The sequence below is a fragment of the Arthrobacter silvisoli genome, assembly GCF_003369445.1.
Lineage (GTDB): Bacteria > Actinomycetota > Actinomycetes > Actinomycetales > Micrococcaceae > Arthrobacter > Arthrobacter silvisoli.
The window spans coordinates 103,780-120,803 of sequence record NZ_QRCU01000039.1 but is presented as its reverse complement, the minus strand read 5'-3'; the positions used below and the strand labels follow the sequence as shown (position 1 = coordinate 120,803).

The 17,024-nt window shown below is 67.2% G+C and carries 17 protein-coding genes; 8 read left to right on the top strand and 9 right to left on the bottom strand.

The genetic code is table 11. The annotated features are described in order from the left end of the window. Nucleotides 1-70: 70 nt before the first annotated feature. From DWV11_RS11325 to DWV11_RS11310, 4 genes are all read right to left on the bottom strand, one after another. A complete protein-coding gene (locus DWV11_RS11325; RefSeq protein ID WP_115788985.1) occupies nucleotides 71-1,594 on the bottom strand; it encodes a dihydrolipoamide acetyltransferase family protein in 1,524 nt (507 codons plus the stop codon). A gap of 57 nt (nucleotides 1,595-1,651) precedes the next feature. Next, a complete protein-coding gene (locus DWV11_RS11320; RefSeq protein WP_115788983.1) occupies nucleotides 1,652-2,632 on the bottom strand; it encodes an alpha-ketoacid dehydrogenase subunit beta in 981 nt (326 codons plus the stop codon). After that, the gene (gene pdhA / locus DWV11_RS11315; RefSeq protein WP_115788982.1) at nucleotides 2,632-3,828 is read right to left on the bottom strand and encodes a pyruvate dehydrogenase (acetyl-transferring) E1 component subunit alpha; all 1,197 of its coding nucleotides are present in this window, start codon (nucleotides 3,826-3,828) and stop codon (nucleotides 2,632-2,634) included. The genes DWV11_RS11320 and pdhA overlap by 1 nt, the downstream gene beginning before the upstream one ends. 144 nt (nucleotides 3,829-3,972) lie before the next feature. Beyond that, the gene (locus DWV11_RS11310) at nucleotides 3,973-5,091 is read right to left on the bottom strand and encodes a histidinol-phosphate transaminase (protein ID WP_115788980.1); all 1,119 of its coding nucleotides are present in this window, start codon (nucleotides 5,089-5,091) and stop codon (nucleotides 3,973-3,975) included. Between the two features lie 74 nt (nucleotides 5,092-5,165). Between DWV11_RS11310 and DWV11_RS11305 the strand changes: the two genes are divergently transcribed. Beyond that, entirely contained in the window at nucleotides 5,166-5,594 is a 429-nt protein-coding gene (locus DWV11_RS11305) for a phage holin family protein (protein ID WP_115788979.1), read from the top strand. A gap of 14 nt (nucleotides 5,595-5,608) precedes the next feature. Here the strand turns inward: DWV11_RS11305 and DWV11_RS11300 are convergent, their stop codons facing one another. Beyond that, nucleotides 5,609-7,030 (bottom strand): hypothetical protein, encoded by a 1,422-nt coding sequence (locus tag DWV11_RS11300; RefSeq protein WP_115788977.1) that lies wholly within the window; start codon nucleotides 7,028-7,030, stop codon nucleotides 5,609-5,611. A 14-nt stretch (nucleotides 7,031-7,044) separates the two neighbouring features. Further along, nucleotides 7,045-7,350: a hypothetical protein gene (locus DWV11_RS11295; RefSeq protein ID WP_115788976.1), complete on the bottom strand. Its 306-nt coding sequence runs from the start codon at nucleotides 7,348-7,350 to the stop codon at nucleotides 7,045-7,047. A gap of 208 nt (nucleotides 7,351-7,558) precedes the next feature. Between DWV11_RS11295 and purB the strand changes: the two genes are divergently transcribed. The 7 genes from purB (at nucleotide 7,559) to DWV11_RS11260 (ending at nucleotide 13,938) form a co-directional block, all read left to right on the top strand. Next, the gene (gene purB / locus DWV11_RS11290) at nucleotides 7,559-8,998 is read left to right on the top strand and encodes an adenylosuccinate lyase (RefSeq protein ID WP_115788974.1); all 1,440 of its coding nucleotides are present in this window, start codon (nucleotides 7,559-7,561) and stop codon (nucleotides 8,996-8,998) included. A gap of 254 nt (nucleotides 8,999-9,252) precedes the next feature. Next, nucleotides 9,253-9,909 (top strand): histidine phosphatase family protein, encoded by a 657-nt coding sequence (locus DWV11_RS11285; protein ID WP_115788973.1) that lies wholly within the window; start codon nucleotides 9,253-9,255, stop codon nucleotides 9,907-9,909. A 131-nt stretch (nucleotides 9,910-10,040) separates the two neighbouring features. After that, nucleotides 10,041-10,544, top strand: coding sequence for a GNAT family N-acetyltransferase (locus DWV11_RS11280; protein WP_115788972.1), 504 nt, complete (start codon nucleotides 10,041-10,043; stop codon nucleotides 10,542-10,544). Between the two features lie 68 nt (nucleotides 10,545-10,612). Then, nucleotides 10,613-11,047 carry an acyl-CoA thioesterase gene (locus DWV11_RS11275; RefSeq protein ID WP_074588923.1) on the top strand — a complete coding sequence of 145 codons (435 nt, stop codon included), beginning with the start codon at nucleotides 10,613-10,615 and terminating at the stop codon, nucleotides 11,045-11,047. Between the two features lie 49 nt (nucleotides 11,048-11,096). Continuing rightward, nucleotides 11,097-11,978: a hypothetical protein gene (locus DWV11_RS11270; RefSeq protein ID WP_115788971.1), complete on the top strand. Its 882-nt coding sequence runs from the start codon at nucleotides 11,097-11,099 to the stop codon at nucleotides 11,976-11,978. Nucleotides 11,979-12,039: 61 nt separating this feature from the next. Next, a complete protein-coding gene (locus DWV11_RS11265; RefSeq protein ID WP_168404675.1) occupies nucleotides 12,040-12,399 on the top strand; it encodes a nuclear transport factor 2 family protein in 360 nt (119 codons plus the stop codon). A gap of 108 nt (nucleotides 12,400-12,507) precedes the next feature. Beyond that, nucleotides 12,508-13,938, top strand: coding sequence for a TrkH family potassium uptake protein (locus DWV11_RS11260; RefSeq protein WP_115788970.1), 1,431 nt, complete (start codon nucleotides 12,508-12,510; stop codon nucleotides 13,936-13,938). Nucleotides 13,939-14,242: 304 nt separating this feature from the next. Here DWV11_RS11260 and DWV11_RS11255 read toward each other — a convergent pair whose 3' ends face one another. The 3 genes from DWV11_RS11255 to hpaD are packed head-to-tail and all read right to left on the bottom strand — an operon-like array spanning nucleotide 14,243 to nucleotide 16,980. Next, complete coding sequence (locus tag DWV11_RS11255; RefSeq protein WP_115788969.1) at nucleotides 14,243-15,061, bottom strand: HpcH/HpaI aldolase family protein; 819 nt, start codon at nucleotides 15,059-15,061, stop codon at nucleotides 14,243-14,245. Continuing rightward, the gene (hpaH, locus tag DWV11_RS11250; protein WP_115788968.1) at nucleotides 15,046-15,831 is read right to left on the bottom strand and encodes a 2-oxo-hept-4-ene-1,7-dioate hydratase; all 786 of its coding nucleotides are present in this window, start codon (nucleotides 15,829-15,831) and stop codon (nucleotides 15,046-15,048) included. Before hpaH ends, DWV11_RS11255 begins: the two co-directional genes overlap by 16 nt. A gap of 45 nt (nucleotides 15,832-15,876) precedes the next feature. Then, on the bottom strand, nucleotides 15,877-16,980 hold the full coding sequence (hpaD, locus tag DWV11_RS11245) for a 3,4-dihydroxyphenylacetate 2,3-dioxygenase (RefSeq protein WP_115788967.1): 1,104 nt from the start codon (nucleotides 16,978-16,980) through the stop codon (nucleotides 15,877-15,879). Between the last annotated feature and the right edge of the window lie 44 nt (nucleotides 16,981-17,024).

Sequence of the window (17,024 nt, the reverse complement as noted above, 5' to 3'; positions counted from 1 at the left end):
GATGAGCCCGACAGCGCCGGATGGCGCCGCCGGGCTCTTGCCGTCTAAGGGGCCCTTCCGGGCCCGCAGACTAGTCCAGCAGCAGCGCCGGCTCCTCGAGGATGGCAGCGACGTCGGCCATGAAACGGGCGGACAGGTCGCCGTCGACCACGCGGTGGTCGAAGGATCCGCCCAGGGTGGTGATCCAGCGCGGGATGACCTCGCCGTCGAGCACCCAGGGCTTCTGCTTGATGGTGCCGAAGGCGACGATCGCCACCTCACCCGGGTTAATGATCGGCGTTCCGGTGTCGATGCCGAGGGCGCCGATGTTGGTGATGGTCAGGGTGCCGCCCTGCATCTGCGCGGGCTGCGTCTTGCCGGCGCGCGCGGTGGTGGCAAGCTCGTTCAAGGCCAGGGCGAGTTCCTTGAGGGAGAGGTCCTGGGCGTCCTTGATGTTCGGCACCATCAGGCCCCGCGGGGTGGCGGCCGCGATGCCCAGATTCATGAAGTGCTTGACCTGGATTTCCGCGCCGCCCTTGCCGTCCGCGTTTTCCACCCAGCTGGCGTTGACGCTGGGGTTGCGTGCGGCGGCCCAGATGACGGCCTTGGCGAGGATCAGCAGCGGCGAAACCTTGATGCCCTCGAAGTCGCGGGAGGCCTTCAGCCGCTTGACGAATTCCATGGTGCGGCTGGCATCCACATCCACGAAGATGCTCACGTGCGGGGCGGTGAACGCGGAATCCACCATGGCCTTGGCCGTGGCCTTGCGCACGCCCTTGACCGGGATCCGCTCCACGCGCTGGTCCTGGGGCTTGCGCGAAGCGCCCCAGAAGGTGTCGGCCTGGTCCAGTTCGGCGTCGCGCTGGGCCTGGTAGCTGACCAGGTCCTCGCGGGTCACCTCGCCGCGGGCGCCGGTGGCGGTGACGTCGGCAAGGTCGATGCCGAGGTCGCGGGCGATCTTCCGCACCGGCGGTTTGGCGAGCACGCGGCTGACAATGCCGCTGACCGTTGCACCAAGGGCCCCGCCGAGGCCTGCGGCGGCAGGAGCCTGCGGAGTTTCCACCGGGGCTGCGGGAGCCGGAGCGGCGGCAGGCCGCGCGGGCGCAGGGGTCTCGACGGCGGCGGGAGCAGCCGGGGTTGCAGCGGCCGCGGCGGACTGTGCCGACGCCACCGGGGCATGCCGCCGCGGGCGCCGCTTGACGGCGTCGGCCTTGGGACCGGAGCCGACCAGAGGACCGCCGGCCGGTCCGGAGTCGGAGCCACCGCCGTCGGGCGTGTCCTCGGGCAGCTTGCCGTACATCGGCGTCTCTGGCGTTGAGGGCTCGACGACGGCGGGAGCAGCCGGGGCGGTCGCCTCACCGGCGGTTGCCTCGGCTCCGTCGGAAATACCGATGATGGGCGTTCCGACTTCCACTGTGATGCCCTCGGCCACGAGGAGCTCGGCCACCGTGCCGGCGTACGGCGACGGGAGCTCGACGAGGGACTTGGCCGTCTCGATCTCGCAGATGACATCGTTAATGGCCACGGCGTCGCCCGGCTTGACCTTCCAGGAGACGATCTCGGCCTCGGTCAGGCCCTCGCCGACATCCGGGAGGTTGAATTTCTTTACAGTCACTTCGGTCCTTACGTTTCAGCAGGCGGCCCGGCAGGGGCGCGATGCAGGCAGGAGCGGCTAGTAGGCCAGCGAACGGTCCAAGGCTTCGAGGATCTTGTCGATGTCCGGCAAGTAGTCCTCCTCGACCTTGGCCACGGGGTAGGGCATATGGAAGCCGCCCACACGGATGACGGGGGCTTCCAGGTGCAGGAACGCGCGTTCGCTGATCCGGGCCGCAATTTCGCCGCCGATACCACCGAACGTGGGAGCCTCGTGGGCCACGATCAGGCGCCCGGTCTTGCGTACTGACGCCTCGACGGTGTCGAAGTCGATCGGCGAGATCGAGCGCAGGTCGATGACCTCGATGCTGTGCCCGTCCTCGGCCGCCGCGGCGGCGGCCGCGAGGGCCACGGGGACGAGGGGGCCGTACGCCACGATCGTGGCATCGCTGCCTTCACGCAGCACGTGAGCCTTGAAGGGGTCCGACGCCGGGCCCGGGTTCTCGGTGTCGACCTCGCCCTTGAGCCAATAGCGGCGCTTGGGCTCGAAGAAGATCACGGGGTCCGTGCATTCGACGGCCTGCTGGATCATCCAGTAGGCGTCGTGGGCGTTGGACGGGGTGATGATCCGCAAGCCCGCGGTGTGCGCGAAGAGGGCTTCCGGGGATTCAGAGTGGTGTTCGATCGAGCCGATGCCGCCGCCGTACGGGATGCGGATGACCACGGGCACGGTGAGCTTGCCGCTGCTGCGGAAGTGCATCTTGGCAAGCTGGGTGGTGATCTGGTTGAACGCCGGGAAGACGAAGCCGTCGAACTGGATTTCGCAGACGGGGCGGTAGCCTCGCAGGGCCAGGCCGATCGCGGTGCCGACGATGCCGGACTCGGCGAGCGGGCTGTCCACCACCCGGTCCGGGCCGAAGTCCTTGAGGAGCCCGTCCGTGACGCGGTAGACGCCGCCCAAGGCGCCGATGTCCTCGCCCATGAGCAGGGACTTGGCATTGTTGTTGAGGGTCGCGCGGAGGCCTTCGTTGATGGCTTTCGCAACGGTCATGGTGGCCATCAGTGACCTGCCTCCTCTTCGCTTTCGAAACCTGCCTCGTACGTCCGGAACCACGCCTGCTCCTCCGCGACCAAGGGGTGCGGTTCGGCGTAGACTCCGGCGAAGGCGTCGTGGATGTCGGGCGCCTGCAGCGAGAGGGCGGTCCTGCGGACGTAGGCCGCCAGTTCGTCCCCGTCCAGTTTGACCTGGTCGAAGAAGGAGTCGTCGGCCAGGCCCTCGGCGCGGAGGTACTTCTCCAGCCGGTCCAGGGGATCCTTGCCCCGCCATTCGGTTTCTTCGTCCGAACCGCGGTACTTGGTGGGGTCATCGGCCGTCGTGTGGGCGCCGAGCCGGTAGGTGTGGGCTTCGATCAGCACGGGGCCGCGGCCCTCGCGCGCATGTTCGAGGGCCCATTCAGTGACGGCATGGACGGCGATGACGTCGTTGCCGTCCACCCGGACGCCCGGGAAACCGTAACCCTTGGCACGGTTGAAGAGCGGGACCTTGGTCTGGACCTCGGTGGGAACCGAGATGGCCCAGTGGTTGTTCTGGCAGAAGAACACCACCGGCGCGCTGTAGGAAGCCGCGAACACCATGGATTCGTGAACGTCGCCTTCGGAGCTGGCGCCGTCGCCGAAGTAGGCCAGCACTGCCGCCTTGGGGTCATTGGACCCTGCTGCTTCTGCCAGCTTCTGGTCGCGCTGGATGCCCATGGCATAACCCACGGCATGCGGCATCTGGGCGGCCAGCACCAGGGTGTAGAGGTGGAAGTTGTTCTCGGTAGGGTCCCATCCACCGTTGGAAATGCCACGGAAGAGCTTGAGGAGTTCCGAGAGGTCCACGTTCCGGGTCAAGGCGACGCCGTGCTCCCGGTAGGTCGGGAAGATGTAGTCCTGCGGCTGGCTGGCCCGGCCGGAGCCGATCTGTGCGGCTTCCTGGCCAGTGAGGGGAACCCAAAGGGCCAGTTCTCCCTGACGCTGCAGGGCAGTGGCTTCCTGGTCAAAGCGCCGGATCTTGGCCATGTCCGCGTAGAACCCGCGCAGTTGCTCCGGTTCCAGTCGCTTGGCGTAGTCCGAAAACACGGGATCCGTGCCGAGCGTTCCATCCGGCCCGAGCAATTGGACCATCCCCGTTGCGGGGTCGCCGGACTCCGTCCCCTCAAGGAACTGCTGTCCGGCCCCGTTGATCCGGGGGGTGGGCAATTGGGTTGAGCCCATTCCGTCTCCTTTGCCTGCCACAGCCGACGCTGAGCATTTTTTCGCTGATATATTCCGCTTGGGGAATGTATTCCTCAAATGGAATATTTGGCTTGCGTCCCTAACTTTATCCTCAGTAAGGGACGCAAGGACATTTGTTAACCCCTACAAAGGGCGCGGCACATTTGTATAACCAGCACAGAGTTCCAGGAACCTGGTGTTGGCCTCGACCTCTCCAATGCTGACCCGGACTCCTTCATTTGCGAAGGCACGGACGGACAATGCGTGCTCCCCGGCAAGCTCCGCGAACTCCGCACTGTGCTCGCCGAGGTTGAGCCAGACGAAGTTCCCCTGCGCTTCCGGGACAAACCAGCCAAGCTCCCGCAGGCCGGCCACAACGCGTTCACGCTCGTCGACGAGACCCTGCACACGTTCCACTACCTCGTCGAAGTGTGCCAGGGACGTGACGGCAGCCCGTTCGGCGATCTGCGAGACCGCGAACGGCGTGGCGGCGACACGGAGGTGCCGGGTGATTTCCGCGCCAGCGATGCTGTAGCCCACGCGGAGTCCGGCGAGGCCGTGCGCCTTGGAGAACGTCCGGAGGACGACGACGTTCGGGTACTTCCGGTACAGCTTGATGCCGTCCACCGCGTCCCTATCGCGGACGAACTCCTGGTATGCCTCGTCAATGACGACCACGACGCCGGCCGGGACGGACTGGATGAAGCGCTCCGTTTCCTGCGCAGTGAGGATGGGTCCGGTGGGGTTGTTCGGGGTGCACAGCAGGATGACCTTCGTGCGCACGGTAACAGCGGCGGCCATGGCATCGAGATCGTGCCGGCCGTCGGACAGCAGCGGAATCCTCACGCTTTCCGCCCCGGCTAGTCCGACGCAGATGGGGTAGGCCTCGAAGGAGCGCCAGGCGTAAATCACCTCGTCGGCCTTGCCGTCGGCGTTCTGGCCGGCGAAGGCGGCGAGGATCTGGTTCAGGGCGCCCAGGCTCCCGGCGCCGGTGACGACGTCGTCGGCCGGGACCCCGAGAAAGTCCGCGAGCGCGGTCCGCAACTTGGTGGCGAGTGGATCGGGGTAACGGTTGATGTCGCTCTGATCGGCGATTGCCTCCAGCACCGCGGGAATCGGAGGCAGCGGGTTCTCGTTCGAGGACAGCTTGTAGCTGGTCAGCCCCGCAATTACCGCCGGTGGTTTCCCGGCGGCGTATTTGGGAAGGCTGTCCACCACCGGGCGGGGCCGGACGCCCTCCTGTGCCATGTCAGAAGAAGTCATGGTTCCAAGCCTACTGGTCGGCTTTTTGGGTCCGTATGGACACTCCTTGAAGCACTGTGTGAAAGCATGGGCGCATGGGTGCATTCATTGTCCGTGTCCTGATTAATGGCCTGGCCCTCTGGGTGGCCAACTGGATTCTTCCCGGCCTGGATATTTCCACCACGGCCACCAGCAACGCTGTGAACAATGCCGGCATCACCCAGGGCGCCGACACCCTGGGCGTGGTCCTTGCATACTTGTTCATCGGCCTGATTTTCGGAGTGGTCAACGCCTTTGTCCGGCCCCTCGTGAAACTCTTGTCCTTGCCTATCACCATCCTGACGCTGGGTCTCTTCACGATCATCATCAATGCGGCCATGCTGTTCCTCACCGCTTGGTTGAGCAGTTACACACCGGTGCACCTGACGATCGACTCGTTCTTCTGGACGGCGATCCTGGCCGCGATCATCATCAGCGTGATTTCGATGGTGGCCAGCTGGATCCCGGGGGCGCGCCGCCGCTGACTGCACGTGGGCTTTCAACGCCACCCCGCTTCGGAGCGGTTCGCCGGGAGCCGCAGCTCGGGTGGGCCGGGCATTGCCTGGCGGGTGAGTTTGAACCTGGTCACCTTGGCTGGAACTTGTGCGGTGCGCCCGCGCGTCCCGAGCACGCCCGAGAGGACGGCCGCGGATGCCACCAACGACGGGTCGCGGCTTGCGGCGACCCGTTCTGCGCCTTCCGCGTACATCTCCAGCCTGTGCCCTGGGCCAAGGCCGGGATCCTGACCCGCCGGGGTTTCCACCGAGTTCTCGAGCGTCACTGTCACCCGGTCTTTCGTGTCGGCGTTCGGGGCGCCTTCGAGGCCCGGAACCATATCCTGGGTGTGCTCCAGATGCAGGCTGCTGATCCCGGGCTCGGGCTTCACGCCGCCGACCGGGGATCCGGCCGTGAAAACGTACTTGAGGTCGTATTCGGCCAGGAAAGCTTTGTTGGCCGCGAGGTTCATCGCGTGGACACCGCCCTGGCTGTGACCGACTGCTGCGACCTGCTGTCCGGCCTCGGCACCCGCCTCCCGCAGTGCCTCCTGGATGGCAGGGGCGAGGTAGGCGGAGTCATAGCCGAGGCTGTCGACGTTGCCGCCTTCGTCGATCGGGTTGCTTCCGCCCGTCGGCTCACCCTTCTGGGTACCGGGAATGAGCACCACCCAGGCGACCTTGTTGCCCGGGGGTTCCACTTTGATGACGGCGATTTCCCCCTTTCCTTCGCCATGCAGATCCTCGGTCCGGCGCAGCAGGGCCGCGAGGGACAGATCGACACTTTCCTCCGTGGTTTCCATTTTCTGCACCGCGACAGGCCGCGGTTTCAGGTACGCCAGTCCGGGCACTTCGACGATGGTCCGGAGGATGGCCCGGACATCCGTCTGGCCTCCCAAGGCCGCGCTCAGCGCGGCCAGCACGGAGGTCGGCAGCGAAAGGGATCCCACAATGAGGGGAAGCTGGGCCACAAGATGTTCAACCCGGTCCCGGTCGCCATGGTGGGTTCCTGGCTTGGCCCCGCCGAGGAGCATGGTCGCCTCAAGGAGAGGCGGGTGCAGCAGCCCCACGCGGGTGGCGATCGCATTCCATGATTCGGTGTATTCATACTCGCGATGGCTCGCCCGAACTTGTTCCGCGGTGGCCCGGATCGCGTCACGAATGGCGGAAGCGGCCCGCACACCGTCCCCGACGGTGACGATGGCCGGGCCGCCGGCGGTCAACGTGCTCAGTTCCGACACGAAGAGGTCCCGGCGGACTGCGTCGGCTTCGAGGACAACGGAATCCAGCATCCGGACCACGCCGTCCAAGGCATTGGCTCCGGCCAGGAGTTCCTCGAACTGGAAACTGATCCCACCCACACCGCCACGGACCTTCAATACCTCGTCCGCCGGCGGGTCAACAGGCCCAAGCCCGCCGTCCTGCATACGCACGCCGGGCATCAGTAGCCCTGCCCCGCAGCAACCGCCGCCGTCGCCGCCTCCTGCATCACCAAGGCAGAGGCCTCCCGTAGGGTATCGCGCGCCCTTCGCAGCTCGGTCAGGTGGCTGGCGACGACGTTCCGGTAGGCCCGGCCCGCCGGCGACTGCCATTGCCTCATCTGCGCCTGACCAAGCTGCGACAACGCGGCATCCGCTTCATCCGCACACCGGGCCATCCGTGTGGCCAGTTGCCGGACCTCGACGCCCTGCCGGGTCCATTGCCCCGCATCAAACGAGGTTTTCGCCGCAAACAACGTATCGCCCATTTCAGCTCCTGTCTCCCAACGCGGTACGGGCACCGGGCTGCCCGCCCTGATGCACCGAAGCTACGGCGCGCTCCCGCGGCGCGGAACCGCCGTCGGGCGCTATGTGGACAACCGGCCTGCGGGGCCGCTGTGGAGGACAGGCCGCGGCGGTATTCACATAGCGGAGTCCGCTTAAGGTGCCTGCCGCAGTTCATGAAAGAATTGGCCCATGCCTGAAACCGCCGCCGCTGTTACCCGTACGCCCTCCGGACGCCTGGCCCTTGCCGCGTCGCCGGAGAAGATTGCCCTCGGCCCCCTGGACGGCCGTTACCAGTCCGCCATCGCCCCGCTGGTCGATTACTTGTCCGAGGCCGCCCTCAACCGCGACCGTGTGGCCGTCGAGGTCGAATGGCTCATCCACCTGACCAGCAACAGCGTGCTGCCCGGCGCGGGCCCCCTGACCGCCGAACAGCAGGACAAGCTCCGCAGCATCGTCACCGAGTTCGATGCCGCCGCCGTGGCCGAACTGGCCGAGATCGAAGCCGTCACCGTGCACGACGTCAAGGCCGTCGAGTACTACATCAGCCGCCGCCTCCCGGCCATTGGCATCGAGAACCTGACCGCCATGGTGCACTTCGGCTGCACCTCCGAGGACATCAACAACCTGTCCTACGCCCTGGGCATCAAGGGTGCCGTGGAGGACGTCTGGCTGCCGGCCGCCCGTGCGCTGGTACAGCAGATCGAAGCCATGGCCGAAGAAAACCGCGCCGTGCCGATGCTCTCCCGCACCCACGGACAGCCGGCCACCCCCACCACACTCGGTAAGGAACTGGCGGTGATCGCGCACCGCCTGGGCCGCCAGTTGGACCGCATCGCGAAGACCGAATACCTGGGCAAGATCAACGGCGCCACCGGCACCTACGCCGCGCATGTCGCCTCCGTTCCGGGCGCCGACTGGCAGGCCGTGTCCAAGTCCTTCGTCGAGGGTCTGGGCCTCACCTGGAACCCGCTCACCACGCAGATCGAAAGCCACGACTGGCAGGCCGAGCTGTACTCCGATATCGCACGTTTCAACCGGATCCTGCACAACGTCTGCACGGACATTTGGAGCTACATCTCCATTGGCTACTTCCGCCAGATCCCGGTTGCAGGCGCTACGGGCTCGTCCACCATGCCGCACAAGGTCAACCCCATCCGCTTCGAGAACGCCGAGGCGAACCTGGAAATCTCCAACGGCCTGCTGGACACCCTCGCCGCCACCCTGGTGACCTCCCGCTGGCAGCGCGACCTCACCGACTCCTCCTCGCAGCGCAACATCGGCGTGGCATTCGGCCACTCCCTGCTGGCAATTTCGAACGTCGCCAAGGGCCTGAAGGCCCTCGATGTCGCCGGGGACGTCCTCGCCGGCGACCTCGACACCAACTGGGAAGTCCTGGGCGAGGCTATCCAGATGGTGATGCGCGCCGAGGCAATCGCCGGCGTAGCCGGCATGGAAAACCCGTACGAGCGCCTCAAGGACCTCACCCGCGGCCAGCGCGTAGACGCAGCCCGCATGCAGGAATTCGTCTCCGGCCTGGGCCTCTCGGCCGACGCCGAAGCCCGCCTCCTGGCACTCACCCCCGGCGGTTACACCGGTATCGCGGACGAGCTGGTGGACCACCTCAAGTAGGACGCCGCGCGAGCGCCATCCGTTCACCGAGATCACGACGGCGGCGGGCCGGGACACAGCCTCACAGACGGGGTGTCCCGGACCGCCGTCGTCGTTTTCGTTGAGGCGGCCGTCCCGGGACGCCGCATCACCCCGCAGCCGAATTCTGCCGCGTCACCCCGCCGCATCACCCCGCAGCCGTTCCGGCGCCGCCAGTCCGTTGCACTGGTCATCGTCTGTGCCTCAATGTCCGTCCCGGCTAGTAAGGTGCCAGCATGAGGCTTTTGCTTATCCGTCACGGCCAGACTCCCGGCAACGTCCTGGGCCAGTTGGACACCGCGTTTCCCGGCCCTGGGCTGACCGGGCTCGGCGAGCGCCAGGCCGCGGCGCTGCCCGAAGCCTTGGCGGACGAAGCCATCGAGGCCATCTACACGTCGACCCTGCTGCGGACCCAGCTCACCGCGGCGCCGCTGGCCCGGGCGCTCGGCCTGGACCCGGAAATCCTGGACGGCGTCCACGAGATCGAAGCCGGGTCGCTGGAGAAGAAGACAGACCACGGATCGCACATGCGCTACATGGGCACTGTCTTCGCCTGGAGCGACGGCAACCTGGACCTGCGCATGCCGGGCGCGTTCACGGGCCACGACTTCTTCGAACGTTTCGACGCCTCCGTGAACAAGGTGGTCGCGGCGGGCCATGGGACGGCGGCGATCGTCAGCCACGGCGCGGCCATCCGCTGCTGGGCGGGCCGCCGGGCCGAGGACATCGACACCCTGTTCGCCGAAACCCACCAGCTGCCCAACACCGGAATCGTGGCGCTTGAGGGCGACCCGGACTCGGGCTGGAGCGTCCTCCACTGGGACAGCATCCCCGTAGGCGGCCGCGCCCTGGCCGATCCGACGGCGGAGGACCCCACCGGCGAAGCCGTGTAGCGGGCGCCAAGCGGCAGGTCCATCGGCCGGTCCACCGGCAGTTCTCCGGACCCTTACGCACAGGAAACACGGCGGTAACCGCTGATTCCTAGGCTTGATTTGCATAACCCCCTCCGGAGAAAGAGGTAGCGATGCAGACCAACCCGCGGCTCAACATCCGTCAGGTCAGCTGGGCAAACCCCGTGGGCGCAGACCTCCGCGCGGCCCAGCAGTCTGAACTGGATTCCCGTTTCGGCACGTCCGATCACGAACCCGGCCCGGCGCCGTCGGAGGCCGATACCGCGGTCTTCGTAGTGGCGTATGAGAAGTGTTCCGGACAGCCGTTGGGCTGCGGCGGGCTGCGGATCGTGGACGACTGCACGGTGGAGATCAAGCGCCTCTACGTCGTGCCCTACGCCCGGGGGTCCCGGGTGGCCAGTTCCATCCTGGCCAGCCTGGAAGGCCTGGCGCATTCGCGCGGCTTCCAGGTGATCACGGCCGAGGCGGGCTCGGCGCAGACGGACGGACGCAGCTTCTACGAAAGCTCAGGCTTCGCACCGATTCCAAATTTCGGGCCCTACATCGGCATCAGCGAGTCCCAGTGCTATTCGAAGGCCCTCGATTCCCACAGCGCCGCGCACACCGCCATGGCCTGAAGTCTTAATCTTTTTCCCAAATCAGTCAGCCACGGGTGTTCCCGGTGCGGCTCGGCTAATCTCGCCCTATGGAAAAAGCAGACATCACGTTCCGGACCCGCAAATGGGTGCGCCCGGAGGACCTGAACGCCAACGGCACGCTGTTTGGCGGAAGCCTGCTGAAATGGATCGACGAGGAAGCAGCGATCTACGCCATCATCCAACTGGGCAACGGCCGGGCCGTCACCAAATACATCTCAGAGATCAACTTCGTGAGCTCGGCCGTACAGGGAGACCTGATCGAGCTGGGGATCACGGCAACCCGCTTCGGCCGGACGTCCCTGACCATGCGGGCCGAGGTGCGGAACATGATCACCCGGCGCAGCATCCTGACCATCGAGGAACTCGTCTTCGTGAACCTCGGCGAGGACGGCACCCCGCAGCCGCACGGCTACACGGAGATCACCTACGACCGTGACCGCATCCCGGCCCACCACCTGACCCAGACCCTGCAGCAGGACTGAACCCTCCGGCGTCGTTCCGGCTGTCAGCCCGTGCCGCTAAGATGCCCGCATGGAGCTGAGCACGGTGGCCGTGGAACTGTACTCGCTGCTGCCCTCCGAGTTCGTCGCGGCCCGCGGTGCGCGCGTGAAGGAAGCGAAAGGCTCCGGCGACGCCGGGCTGGCGGCGCTGATCGGCCGGCTGCCGAAGCCCTCGGCGGCCGCCTGGGCGGTCAACATGCTGGCACGCAGCGGTGCCGCGGAACTGGAGGAATTGCTCCGGCTCGGTGCCGCGCTGCGGAACGCCCAAACGGACCTGGATCCGGCCAGGCTGCGCGAACTCGGGCAGCAACGCCCCCATCTGCTGGCTGCCGCCGTCGGGAAGGCCGATGAGATCGCCGCCGGCCTTGGGGTGCGGCTGGGCAGCACCGCGACGAGCGAGGTCACGGGTACCCTGCGCGCTGCCCTTGGTGACATGGATGCGGCCGCGGCTGTCCGGAGCGGCCTGCTGGTGCGGGCCTTGTCGGGCGACGGTGTGGACGCGGTGGACCTGTCCGGGGCAGTCGCGGTTGAAGGCGGCGCGGTGCCTGCCGCTCCTGCCGCGCCCAGGCTGAAGACAGGCGTGAAAGCCGACGACGGCGACGCCGGCGCCCGCGAAAGCCTGCGGGCCAAGGCCGAGGACGCGGAGCGCGCGGCCGGGCAGGCGGAAGCCGACCTCGCGGAGGCGGAACTGGCACTGGCGGAGGCCACGCACCGGCGTCGGGAACTCCAAGCAGCCCTGAAGGAGACCCGGGAGCGCCTCGCGTCCCTCGAGGAGGCACTGGCGACGGCCGAACAGGACGCCCGCCGGGCGTCCCGCACTGCCGAGTCCGCGGAGAAGCTGGCGGCGCAGAAGCGGCGCATCGCCGGGCAGGCCCGGCGATGGCTGGAGCGCTACTCGGGGGCGGGCGGCTGATGCCTTGATGACCGGCGGCTGAACCCTTGATGGCTGCACGGTCGGGGCGTAGAACGGGAGCATGAACGACGTCAACGCGTGGATGGACAAGTACATCGCTGCCTGGACCTCGAACGACCCCGATGACATCCGGGCACTGTTCACCGAGGATGCCGTCTACTCGACCCGGCCGGACACCGAGTCGCCGTGGCGCGGGCACAACGAAATCGTGGACGGCTGGACCGACGCCAGCGACATGCCGCATGCCTGGACCTTCGAATGGACCCTTCTGGGGCAGGACGGCAACCTGGCGTTCGTGCAGGGCCTCACCACTTACTTCAATGGCCAGCCCACCTATGACAACCTCTGGGTGATCCGCTTCGCCCCGGACGGCAGGGCCTCGGAATTCACCGAGTGGTACATGGCGCGGAAACCCGCGTAAAGGTTTCGTTAAGACCCCGTCCCCTCCGGCACGGGCGGTGGTAGGCTCCCTGAGCGCCGGGCGCCGGTACGGGCACCTGCGCTGGCGTGTCAACGGAGGGAAGCGCAGATGTCGACAGTACGGAAGCCGGCATCCGGGCGTCGCCGGAACGGGCCGCCGCGGGACGAGGCCACACCCGAGCTGGTTCCCCGTGCGAAGAGGGAGAGCGCCATCGCCCGGGCGCTCCTGCACCCCGTTCGTTCACTGCCCCTGGCGTTCCTGCTGGTGATCCTGGCCGGCTCGGCCTTGCTCATGCTGCCGTTCGCCCGGACGGACCCGGGCACCGACGCCGGTCTCGCTCCCCTGTTCACAGCGGTCTCCGCTGTCTGCGTCACCGGCCTGGTCACCGTGGATACGGCCACGTTCTGGACGCCGTTCGGGCACGTGGTGATCCTGGGCCTCATCCAGGTGGGCGGCTTCGGGATCATGACCCTCGCGACCCTGCTCGCCTTGGTCGTAAGGAAGAACCTCGGGCTGCGCGGGCAGTTGGTGGCGCAGTCCGAGACCCACACCCTGAACTTCGGCGATGTCCGTTCGGTGCTGTTCCGCGTCGCGCGGATCATGTTCACCGTCGAGGGAGCCACCGCCGTTGTCCTGTCCATCCGGTTCTGGCTCGCCTACGACCAGAATCCCGGAGTCGCCCTCTGGCACGGTGTCTTCCACGCGGTATCCGCGTTCAACAATGCCGGCTTCGCGCTGTACAGCGATAGCCTGATGGGCTTCGCCGAGGATCCGTGGATCATCGTGCCGGTCTGCCTGGCCGTAATCGCCGGCGGCCTCGGTTTCCCCGTGATCATCCAGCTCTTCAAGGGCATCCGCCTCAAGGACTGGACCGTGCACCTCCGCCTGACGGTCTTCGGCACTCTCCTGCTCCTGGTGGTCGGCTTCGTGGCGTTCGCAGCTTTCGAGTGGAACCGGCCGGAAACCCTGGGACCGCTGAGCACCGGCGGCAAGGTCCTGGGCGCCTTCGCCGGCAGCGTCTTCCCGCGCACGGCCGGCTTCAACAGCATCGACTACGGGGCGGCGTCGTCGGACACGCTCATGACCACGGACATCCTGATGTTCATCGGCGGCGGCAGCGCCGGAACCGCCGGCGGCATCAAGATCACCACCTTCTTTGTCCTTGGCTTTGCCATCTGGAACGAAATCCGGGGCCGCGAGCAGGTGACCATCGCCCACCGTTCCATCAGCCCCACCGTGCAGCGGCAGGCCCTGACCGTCGCCCTGCTCGGCGTCGCGGCGGTGATCGGCGGCACCATGCTGCTGCTCATGCTGACCGACTACAGCCTGGAGAAGGTGCTGTTCGAAGCCATTTCGGCTTTCGGCACCGTGGGCGTCAGCACCGGCATCACGTACAACCTGCCGGCCGGTGCCCAATGGGTGCTGATGGTCCTCATGTTCACGGGCCGTCTCGGTTCGGTCACCCTGGCCTCGGCCCTGGCCTTGTCCTCACACCCCCGGCTGTTCCGGCTACCGGAGGAGCGGCCGATCATCGGGTAGGGCTTGGCCGGTCGCTTGCTGACTTGCCTCTGACCAGCAGGTTGTCGTGGATCTTGGTCCAGCCTTCGGACTCTTCACTTCGCTGAGCGCCGTCGTCAAGATGGGAAAAGTGTGGCGTTTCATTCGGTGCTGCCCCCTCAGGCTGTCGTTGTGCCTCGACAGTACGCGAGCCGGCACGACCTTCCTGCCCAGTTGCTTCGCATCGCAGCAAGCTGCGTCGGCGAAGAACCCCGGTCTTCGGGGCCCCGACGATGGTGCCCCCGAAAGCAACCGGGAAGGAACGTCACCGCGGCGGGAGCGCGGCTCAGTAACTCGGGCGCGCCCCGCCGTCGGGCTCTTCGCCCGACTCGTCCGGCACAAACTTCGCCGCGAGGGCCTCGCTCCCCCGGGCCAGCATCGCGACGTCGGCGCCCACCAGCACGAAGGAGGCACCGGCGTCGAGGTACCCCTTCGCCGTCGACTCATTGAAGGCGTTGACGCCGGCGGGCTTGCCGGCCGCTGTGGCGGCTTCGAGGCAGTGTTCGACGGCGGCCCGCACCTTCGGGTGTTCCTGCTCGCCAAGCAGTCCCATGGAGGCGGCCAGGTCGGACGGTCCGAGGAAGACCGCGTCGACGCCGTCGACCGCCAGGATCTCTTCGACCGCCGCCACGGCAGCGGAAGATTCGATCTGGACCGTCACGCTGACCGTCTCCGATGCGCGGGCAAGGTAGTCCGGGATCCGGTTCCAGCGCGAAGCGCGGGCCAGCGCGGAGCCGACGCCGCGGACGCCGTGCGGCGGGTAGCGGACGGCGGCGACGGCGGCACGCGCCTCGGCCGCGGAGTTGACCATGGGGATGAGCAGGTTCTGCACGCCCAGGTCGAGGTACTGCTTGATCAGGACGGCGTCGTTGACGGGCGGGCGGACCATGGCCTGCACCGGGTAGCCCTGTACGGCCTGCAGCTGCGCGAGGATCGACTCGATCCCGTTGGGGCTGTGCTCGGCGTCGATCAGGAGCCAGTCCAGGCCGGACCCGGCGCAGATCTCGGCGACCAGCGGGCTGCCGGAGCAGACCCACATCCCGGCCAGGGGCCGGCCCGCGGTGGCAAGGACCTCAGCGAACGTCGGTTCTACTCGAATCGGCATGTGATGGCTCCCAGCGGTCCGTAGTCGGCGTGGACGGTGTCCCCTTTGTACACCCAGAGCGGGCGGGTGAAGGAGCCGGCCAGGATGATCTCCCCGGCCTTGAGCCCGTCACCGTGCGGGGCGATCTTGTTGGCCAGCCAGTGCACGCCGGCCGCCGGGTGGTCCAGCACGCCGGCCGCGACGCCGGTCTCCTCCACCGTCTGGTTCTTGTACAGGATGGCCGATACCCAGCGGAGGTCGACGGCGTCCGGCCGCACTGGGCGCCCGCCCACCACCATGGCCCCCATGGCGGCGTTGTCCGCGATGGTGTCCACGATGGTCCGGCCCTCCATTTCGATCCGGGAATCCAGGATCTCGAGGGCCGGGACCACGTAGTCGGTGGCGTTGAGGACGTCGAAGAGGGTGCAGCCCGGGCCGGTGAGGTCCTGCTTCAGCACGAACGCCAGTTCCACCTCCACCCGGGGGTGCGTGTAGCGGTCCCACTCCACGGAGCACCCGGTTTCGAGGACCATGTCATCGAAGATGGCGCCGTAGTCCGGTTCGGTGATGCCCGTGGCGGCCTGCATGGCCTTGGACGTGAGCCCGATCTTGCGGCCCACCAGCGTCCGCCCGGCATCCTCGTTCCGGCGCCGCCAGAGCTGCTGCACGGCGTAGGAATCCTCCACCGTCATCTCGGGGTAGCGCGCGGTGAGCCGCGGAACCGGCGTCCGGTTCCGGCCGGCTTCCACCAGTTCGTCCGCTATGGCCTCGATCGTTGTCGCATCCAGCATGCCGTTCCCTTCACCCGTCCTCTCCGACGCCGCCTGCAAGGCAGCCTAGACCTGCGCGCCCAGCTTGAAGCCTTCGACGCCGGGACCCGGCGCGCCGTCGTCGGCCTTGCGGGTGTAGGAGAAGCCGTCGGCGCCTACGGTGACGGCCATTTCCGAGGCGTCCGTGCGTTCGATGACGGGCTGCGGGTTGCCGTCGAGGTCCAGGACGAGGGAGGCCTCGGTGTACCAGGACGGGACCACGGGGTTGCCCCACCAGTCGCGGCGCTGGTTGTCGTGGACGTCCCAGGTGATGGTGGGGTTGTCCGGGTCGCCGGTGTAGTAGTCCTGGGTGTAGATCTCGATGCGGTGGCCGTCCGGGTCCAGGATGTACAGGTAGAAGGCGTTGGAGACGCCGTGGCGTCCGGGACCGCGTTCGATCCGGTCGCTGATGCGCAGGGCGCCCATCTTGTCGCAGATCTGGATGATGTTGTGCTTCTCGTGCGTGGAGAAGGCGATGTGGTGCAGGCGCGGGCCGTTGCCGCCGGTCAGGGCGGTGTCATGCACGGTCTGCTTGCGGTGCATCCACGCGGCGTACGTGACGCCGTCGGAATCCTTGATGTCCTCGGAGACGCGGAAGCCGAGGTCCTCCAGGTACTTGCGGCCGCGCGGGACGTCCGGGGTGACCTGGTTGAAGTGGTCCAAGCGGACCAGTTCGCCGGCGGAGTAGAGCTCGTAGCGCTGGGTGAGGCGCTCCACGTGCTCCACCTCGTAGAAGAACTCGTACGGGAAGCCCAGCGGGTCCTCGACCCGGACGGAGTCGCCGACGCCCTTGGTGAAGCCTTCCTTGCGCCGCTCCACGCGGCAGCCCAGTTCCTTGTAGTAGGCCTCGGCGGCGTCCACATCCTCGGGAGTGCGGACCCGGTACGCGAAGGCAGCGGCTGCGGCCACCGGGCCCTTGCGCAGCACCAGGTTGTGGTGGATGAACTCCTCGAAGGAGCGCAGGTAGATGGTGTTCTCGTCTTCCTCGGTGACGTGCAGGCCGAGCAGGTCCACGTAGAACGCGCGGGACTTGGCCAGGTCGGTGACCACGAGTTCGAGGTAGGCGCAGCGGACGATGTCCGGGGCCGGGACTGTCGGCGTCGGAATGGGGCCGGTGAAGGGGTTGCTCATGATGGTCTCTCTTCGTTGAAAGGGGTCTGTTTGGGTGCCGCCGG

Excerpts from the sequence above, each read along its gene's own strand:
- hpaD (WP_115788967.1), bottom strand. The coding sequence starts at position 16,980 with ATGAGCAACCCCTTCACCGGCCCCATTCCGACGCCGACAGTCCCGGCC.
- DWV11_RS11305 (WP_115788979.1), top strand. The coding sequence starts at position 5,166 with ATGGGTGCATTCATTGTCCGTGTCCTGATTAATGGCCTGGCCCTCTGG.
- DWV11_RS11255 (WP_115788969.1), bottom strand. The coding sequence starts at position 15,061 with ATGCCGATTCGAGTAGAACCGACGTTCGCTGAGGTCCTTGCCACCGCG.
- DWV11_RS11285 (WP_115788973.1), top strand. The coding sequence starts at position 9,253 with ATGAGGCTTTTGCTTATCCGTCACGGCCAGACTCCCGGCAACGTCCTG.
- DWV11_RS11280 (WP_115788972.1), top strand. The coding sequence starts at position 10,041 with ATGCAGACCAACCCGCGGCTCAACATCCGTCAGGTCAGCTGGGCAAAC.
- DWV11_RS11265 (WP_168404675.1), top strand. The coding sequence starts at position 12,040 with ATGAACGACGTCAACGCGTGGATGGACAAGTACATCGCTGCCTGGACC.
- pdhA (WP_115788982.1), bottom strand. The coding sequence starts at position 3,828 with ATGGGCTCAACCCAATTGCCCACCCCCCGGATCAACGGGGCCGGACAG.
- DWV11_RS11300 (WP_115788977.1), bottom strand. The coding sequence starts at position 7,030 with ATGCAGGACGGCGGGCTTGGGCCTGTTGACCCGCCGGCGGACGAGGTA.
- DWV11_RS11275 (WP_074588923.1), top strand. The coding sequence starts at position 10,613 with ATGGAAAAAGCAGACATCACGTTCCGGACCCGCAAATGGGTGCGCCCG.
- DWV11_RS11270 (WP_115788971.1), top strand. The coding sequence starts at position 11,097 with ATGGAGCTGAGCACGGTGGCCGTGGAACTGTACTCGCTGCTGCCCTCC.
- DWV11_RS11260 (WP_115788970.1), top strand. The coding sequence starts at position 12,508 with ATGTCGACAGTACGGAAGCCGGCATCCGGGCGTCGCCGGAACGGGCCG.
- purB (WP_115788974.1), top strand. The coding sequence starts at position 7,559 with ATGCCTGAAACCGCCGCCGCTGTTACCCGTACGCCCTCCGGACGCCTG.
- DWV11_RS11310 (WP_115788980.1), bottom strand. The coding sequence starts at position 5,091 with ATGACTTCTTCTGACATGGCACAGGAGGGCGTCCGGCCCCGCCCGGTG.
- hpaH (WP_115788968.1), bottom strand. The coding sequence starts at position 15,831 with ATGCTGGATGCGACAACGATCGAGGCCATAGCGGACGAACTGGTGGAA.
- DWV11_RS11295 (WP_115788976.1), bottom strand. The coding sequence starts at position 7,350 with ATGGGCGATACGTTGTTTGCGGCGAAAACCTCGTTTGATGCGGGGCAA.
- DWV11_RS11320 (WP_115788983.1), bottom strand. The coding sequence starts at position 2,632 with ATGGCCACCATGACCGTTGCGAAAGCCATCAACGAAGGCCTCCGCGCG.